Origin of the sequence: Nocardia aobensis NBRC 100429 (genome assembly GCF_000308375.1) — a bacterium.
GTDB lineage: Bacteria > Actinomycetota > Actinomycetes > Mycobacteriales > Mycobacteriaceae > Nocardia > Nocardia aobensis.
The window spans coordinates 23,325-29,435 of the sequence record NZ_BAFQ01000280.1; the positions used below are offsets into that span (position 1 = coordinate 23,325).

Genomic DNA, 6,111 nt, shown 5'->3' on the forward strand with positions numbered 1-6,111 from the left:
TGCATTCAGGTCGAGGCGTCCAGGTCAGGACATCGCCTCGCTCACCGCATTCGGCCCGTCGAACATCCGATCGGGCATGCTCTCGAGCGCGTCGACGATCTCCGCGCCGGCGCCGTTGTTCCGCGCCGCGCGCACGATATCGCGGCGGTCACACGGATAGTCCACGCCGGAGAGATACTTCTGCACCTGAATGGGATTCACCTTCTGGCTCATCGTTTCTCCTCTCTCGGTACTGTCCGTTCGGGATTGGAACGACGGCGCGATACCACCAGAATCGGAGCCGAAACATCGCAGTTGCCGAATCGCTGCCACGACGACGCGGCCGGTGCCGATTCGCAACGATCCCGGGTCCGGGTGCAGGCGTGCGGCTCGCCGATATGCCCCGCCCACAGGACGATATGGCAGGTCGGGGCGCCGGCCCCCACGGGCCGCCGCCGCGTCGCGCCGCGGTCGTCGAACGCCGCGGCTCCTCCCCGCGCCGTTCCTCCTCATGTCAGCGAGCGGACGACGCGACGTCGCCCGCCGCGGCCGCTGCGGCGGTCCGTCGATAGGCCGCCGAGGTGTCTCTGGAGATCCGATCCCACGAATAGCGTCCGCGGGCACGTTGCAGGCCCGCCTCCCCCATGGCTCGGCGCGCCTGCCGGGTATCGAGCAGCCCGGACAGGACCTCGGCCAGAACCGCGGGGTCACCCGGGGGGACCAGGCGCCCGGTCACCCCGTCGAGGACGGTGTCGAGCATTCCGCCGACAGCCGTGGCGACCACCGGCTTCGCGCACGACATCGCCTCGAGCGCGACGATGCCGAACGGCTCGTACCACGGCGTGCAGACCACGGCGTCGGCCGAGCGCAACAGCATCGGCAACTCCGCCCGCGAGACCGGCCCGCGCAACCGGACCCGTTGCGACACACCGTATTCCGCGGCCACGGCACGCAATCGCGCCTGCTCGGCCTCGTCCTCGGCGCTCTCCGAACCGCCCGCGATCACCAGTTCGGTATCGGGCACCCCCGACAGTGCCACGATCGCGCAGTCGAACCCCTTGCGCCGCACCATGCGGCCGACCGAGACGATCCGCCGCGGCAGATCCGGTTCCTCGGCGGGACCGTCGGGAGTGAACAGCGACAGGTCGACACCGCACGGCACCACCGACGTGCGCTCACGCGGCACACCCATCCTGCCCAACTCCCGGACCTCGTCGGAACAGGTCGCCACGATATGCGTCGCGCCGGCCGCCACCGTGCGCTCGGACTGGATGCGCGAACGCGGGCTGGTGTCGGCCAGCCCCTGATAGCGCCGCTTCACGGTGCCCAGGGCGTGGAAGGTCAGCACGACCGGGACGGCGAGATCGCGTGCGGCGCATTCGGCGGCGATACCCGACATCCAGAAATGGGCGTGCACGACATCGGGGGTATCAGCACTCCACTGCCGGCGCAGGAAGGCGGCGAACTCGGTGAGGAACGGAGGGATGTCGTCCTTCGGAACGTGCCGCGGCGGGCCGGCCGGAACGTGGATCACGCGATATCCCGCCCCCACCAGCACCTCGGTGGGGATGGCGGGGTCGTCTCGGCGGGTGTAGACCCGCACGTCGTGCCCCAACCGGGCCAGTCCCGCGGCAAGCTCGGCCACATGCACGTTCTGCCCACCCGCGTCCACACCGCCCAAGGGGGCCAAGGGGCTCGCGTGCTCGGACACCATCGCGATCTTCACGCTTCCTCCGATCCGCGTCACCGAGCCGCTCCGTCTCGTCGAGATAGAGCGATGTGCCCGGCGTGCAAGACGTCGAAACAACTGTTGGTGAGCACGATCCGTGTGCCGTCCTACCCCCGCGGGCCGACGGGTGTTCCGATGGGACACTGCGGCGGCAGCGATTTCTCCAGCGAGATTGCTCCGGCGAATCAGTTCTTCCGGCGGGCGCGTTCGTTCGACCGTTCGATCGATTCGATCAATTCCTTCTTCGTCATGCGGGAACGGCCGCTGACGTCGAGGCGTTTCGCGATATCCAGCAGATGCTGTTTCGACGCGTTGGCATCCACACCGCCGGCGGTCTCGCCCGCCGGTTCGGGGCCGCCGTGCCGGGCGCGCTCGTCGGAGGGCCCCTTGCGCTTCTTGGGCTCCCAGTGGTCGCCGACCTTCTCGTAACCGTGTTTGAGGGCAGCGTAGGCGACGCGGTGCGCGCGTTGTTCGCTCTGGTACTCCTCCAGCGCGGAATCGTGCACCTCGGCGAATATTCGTTGCGCGTGCTCATCGGATTTCCGTATGGTGCTGGGCAATTCGGAGAGTTCGGATCACCGCGCCGAGTGGTTCTGGGCATCGTCTGCTCCCTTCGTCGACGGACAACTACTCGGGACGCCGAACCGCCGGCGACTCCACGCCCTGATAGAGCCGCACGACGCGCTCGTCATCGTCAGCCCTCGAACCGGGCCCAGTGTCGGACTTCCCGGCACCGGCCGAGGAAGTCGGCCACCGACGCGCCCGCCGCGAGATCCGTGACACCGGCATCGAGTTCGCCGGTCAGTCCCGCGGCCGCGAACAGCGAACCCGCATTGCGGTGAGCGATGAACTTGCCGTGCGCGTAAGCGTCGCTGACGAAGTCGCGCGCCGGCGGCAACGTGGCGAGTTCGGCGGCGCCCGCCTCGGTCGCGAGGATCACGACCGCGTCGTAGAGCACCGACGGTCCGCCGTCGATCTTCTGGTCCGCTTCGATACGTCCGCCGTCGTCGGTGGTGACACCGCCGACCTTCGGCGCGACGACCTCGAGAATCGCCTGCTCCGCCTGTACCGCGTCGCGCACCTCGGCGAATGCCTTCGCGTCGACCCCGTCGGTGACCAGCACGCCGATCTTGCGTCCCGCGACGCTGTCCGGGCCGTTGCGCACGATACTCAGGGCCGGCGAGGGCGGCAGATCGGTGATCGGCTCGCGCGCACGGCGCGCCGGTTCGGGCAGCTCCGCGAGGCCGAGGCCGTCGGCGACCGCCGTGGCCAGATCCTCGTGGACGTTGCGCAGCGCGCCGACGACCCGGGCGCGGATCTCGACCCGATCGCATTTACTCAGCTCGAAGACGAACGCCTCGATGATGTGCTGCTGCTCGATACTCGTCTGGCTCACGAAGAACTGACGGGCCTGGCTGTAATGGTCGGCGAAACTCTCCGCCCGCAGCCGGCGTTCGGGACCTGAAACGGTCTCCGGATAGGTCGTGAAGCCGCGTTCGGGATCCTCGCGCGGGCCCTTGATGTCGTCGGGCCAGGAATTGGGCTCGTAATTGACGCGGCCCTTCGGATTGACCATGGCCATATGGCCGTCCTGCTGGAACGTCGCGAACGGGCATTTGGGCGCGTTCACGGGCAGGTGCGTGAAGTTGGGGCTGCCGAGCCGCTTGAGTTGGGTGTCGAGATACGAGAAGTTCCGGCCCTGCAGCAGTGGATCGTTCGTGAAATCGATGCCCGGGACGATGTTCTGCGTGCAGAAGGCCACCTGCTCGGTTTCGGCGAAGAAATTGTCGACGACCCGGTTCAGCACCAGCTTGCCGACCGGGCGCACCGGCACTTCCTCTTCCGGAATGATCTTCGTCGGATCCAGGATGTCGAAGGCGAAGCGATCGGCGAAGTCGTCGTCGAACAGCTGCATGCCCAGTTCCCACTCCGGATAGTCACCGGACTGGATGGCATCCCACAGGTCGCGGCGATGGAAATCGGGATCGGCACCGTTGATCTTCAGCGCCTCGTTCCACACCACCGATTGCAGTCCCTGCTTCGGCTTCCAATGGAATTTCACGAAGGTCGAGCGGCCCTCGGCATTCACCAGCCGGAAGGTGTGGACACCGAATCCCTCCATGAACCGGAACGAGCGCGGGATGGCTCGGTCGGACATGATCCACAGCAGCATGTGGGTCGATTCGGGGGTGAGCGAGACGAAATCCCAGAAATTGTCGTGCGCCGTCTGGGCCTGCGGAAAACCGCGGTCGGGCTCCTGTTTGGCGGCGTGCACCATATCCGGGAACTTGATGGGGTCCTGGATGAAGAAGACCGGAATATTGTTTCCGACCAGATCCCAGTTGCCTTCTCGCGTATACAGTTTCACCGCGAAACCGCGGACGTCGCGGGCGAGATCGAACGATCCCTTGTTTCCGGCCACCGTGGAGAACCGGACGAATGCCTCGGTCCGGCGACCGGCCTCCTGGAAGGGGTCGGCCCGGGTCAGATCGGACAGCGAATCGTAGTTCTCGAAGTAGCCGTGCACGCCGAAACCGCGGGCATGGACCACGCGCTCCGGAATCCGCTCGTGGTCGAAGTGGAAGATCTTCTCGCGGAAATGAAAGTCCTCCAACAGCGCGGGCCCGCGCTCCCCCGCCCGCAAGGTGTTCTGATCGTCTCCGACCACCACACCCTGCTGGGTGGTCAGCCGCACGTCGTCTCCGGATGCTTCCTGGTGGGTTTCGCCGCCGTTGCCCGGCCGACCTGCCACGTTGTCCGTCATCTTCCGACCTCCTGCCGCTGTACGCCGAACCGTTCGGTCACCGAGCCGATACCCGCCCGCCACCGCGGCAAACGTTCGTACCACTGCAGAAGGGGGCGCGAGCCGAACATCGGCGATCGAGCGGTCCGACTCGCGAAATCGAGCGATACCTGTTGCGCCCCTTGCTTTTCCGAAACGTTCCGTCGGCCGGTCTCCCCGCCCCGCTACCGGCACGACGCCGTCGGCACCTCAGTGCGCACCCGCTCCGGCAAGCCGCTGCGCCAGGAGTTCCTTGCCCATATCCGCACCCTTGCGGCTGTCGGCCTGCGCCCGCCGGAAGAAGTCGGCGAGTTCGGCGTCGCCGGCACGCTCGGCATCGCGGCTGTATACCTCCATCCGCAGCGCGTTGCTCATACACTGTTCGGTGAACCAGACCAGGTTGTAGTCTTTGTCCAAGGTGCCCGTGAACTGCCCGGTTTCCTGTTCCTTACCCATCGTGAACCTCCTCGTCGGACGCATTTCCCTCCCGTCACGCGCACTACCCGAGTCGATCGCGACTATTCCTCGGCAGGTGACCGAAGTCCCTCCCGACGGCGGACACCCGGCCCGTAGACAAGGCTGCAGCGACATCGCAGGCTGCACGGAGGAGTGAGGCCGAGCCCCATGACCGAGCAGACGAAGAGATCGATCATCGCCACCGCACTGCTGACCGGGGTCGCCGTCCTGGTGGCGCCGGCGGTGGCTCCCGCCGATTCCCCCGCCCGGGTGGTGCGGCCCGGCACCTCGCTCGGCCTCTGCACGATCACCGCGGCCGGACACGATGCGGCGGGCAACGCGGTAGCCCTCACCGCCGGCCACTGCATGTTCAGCCCCGGACAGAGCGTCGTCGCCCCCGCCATCGGCAGAATCGGGCACTACGCCAGCTGGACATCGAAATGGGCGCTGCTGCAATCGGATTCGACCAGCGACTGGGCCGTCATCGCGCTGAGCCCCGGCATCGGCATCTCGAAGGTCGCCCCGAACGGCGCCGTGATCGACCACTTCGGTGCGGCCCCGGCCCCCGGCAGCCGCCTCGACAAATACGGCAGCACCACCCGCTCCACCAACGGCAGGGTCGATTCGGTGACCGACAATGTGATCCACACCTCCGTCCCGAGCCTCAACGGCGACAGCGGCGGCCCCGCGTACCAGGGCACGGGTCTGGTGGGTATCGACTCGCAGATCAACCCCACGACACCGGACGGCCCGTTCTGGTTCTCCGGCATCGAGGGCGTACTGGCCGAGATCAACTCCCGGCCCGGGATCGTCGGCTACGGCTTCCGACTCGGCTGATCGAATGTGCCACCCAGGCAGATCAGCCCCTGGCTTGTGATACGTTCTCACAGGCCAGGGGCTGTTTTCTGCTCCCCCATCTGGACTCGAACCAGAAACCTGCCGATTAACAGTCGGCTGCTCTGCCAATTGAGCTATAGGGGATTACTCCGGCCGACCCGTGCGGGCTGGCCGAGCACAAACTTTAGCTTATGTCCGGTCCGCTCCCCAAATCGGCCCGGGAGCTGGGGAAATGCGGAACGTGGTGGTGCGTCGGGGGCGCGCGGCGCGGCCACCAACCGGGCTGTGCGGGTGGGGAATTCGAGGGCCCGGCGCCGGGGATCGGAAA

The 6,111-nt window shown here is 67.0% G+C and carries 5 protein-coding genes, 1 tRNA gene and 1 pseudogene; 1 reads left to right on the forward strand and 6 read right to left on the reverse strand.

Features of this window, described 5'->3' with window-relative positions; all coding sequences use genetic code 11:
* Window positions 1-24: 24 nt before the first annotated feature.
* The 5 genes and pseudogenes from RJ03_RS29740 to RJ03_RS29760 form a co-directional block, all read right to left on the reverse strand.
* Window positions 25-213, reverse strand: coding sequence for a DUF2795 domain-containing protein (locus RJ03_RS29740; RefSeq protein ID WP_030512889.1), 189 nt, complete (start codon window positions 211-213; stop codon window positions 25-27).
* Window positions 214-493: 280 nt separating this feature from the next.
* Complete coding sequence (locus RJ03_RS29745; protein WP_036508846.1) at window positions 494-1,705, reverse strand: glycosyltransferase; 1,212 nt, start codon at window positions 1,703-1,705, stop codon at window positions 494-496.
* A 188-nt stretch (window positions 1,706-1,893) separates the two neighbouring features.
* Window positions 1,894-2,309 (reverse strand): annotated as a pseudogene (locus tag RJ03_RS29750) (ChaB family protein).
* Window positions 2,310-2,402: 93 nt separating this feature from the next.
* The gene (locus RJ03_RS29755; protein ID WP_036508826.1) at window positions 2,403-4,472 is read right to left on the reverse strand and encodes a catalase; all 2,070 of its coding nucleotides are present in this window, start codon (window positions 4,470-4,472) and stop codon (window positions 2,403-2,405) included.
* A gap of 228 nt (window positions 4,473-4,700) precedes the next feature.
* Window positions 4,701-4,946, reverse strand: coding sequence for a hypothetical protein (locus RJ03_RS29760; protein WP_036508828.1), 246 nt, complete (start codon window positions 4,944-4,946; stop codon window positions 4,701-4,703).
* Window positions 4,947-5,114: 168 nt separating this feature from the next.
* Here RJ03_RS29760 and RJ03_RS35330 point away from each other — a divergent pair, with 168 nt between their 5' ends.
* On the forward strand, window positions 5,115-5,783 hold the full coding sequence (locus tag RJ03_RS35330; RefSeq protein ID WP_051025420.1) for a trypsin-like serine protease: 669 nt from the start codon (window positions 5,115-5,117) through the stop codon (window positions 5,781-5,783).
* 71 nt (window positions 5,784-5,854) lie between these two features.
* Here the strand turns inward: RJ03_RS35330 and RJ03_RS29770 are convergent.
* A tRNA-Asn gene (locus tag RJ03_RS29770) sits at window positions 5,855-5,927 on the reverse strand.
* Window positions 5,928-6,111 lie beyond the last annotated feature (184 nt).

Bases quoted from the DNA above. Each gene is read 5' to 3' on its own strand.
- RJ03_RS29740 (WP_030512889.1), bottom strand. From the start codon at position 213: ATGAGCCAGAAGGTGAATCCCATTCAGGTGCAGAAGTATCTCTCCGGC.
- RJ03_RS29755 (WP_036508826.1), bottom strand. From the start codon at position 4,472: ATGACGGACAACGTGGCAGGTCGGCCGGGCAACGGCGGCGAAACCCAC.
- RJ03_RS29760 (WP_036508828.1), bottom strand. From the start codon at position 4,946: ATGGGTAAGGAACAGGAAACCGGGCAGTTCACGGGCACCTTGGACAAA.
- RJ03_RS35330 (WP_051025420.1), top strand. From the start codon at position 5,115: ATGACCGAGCAGACGAAGAGATCGATCATCGCCACCGCACTGCTGACC.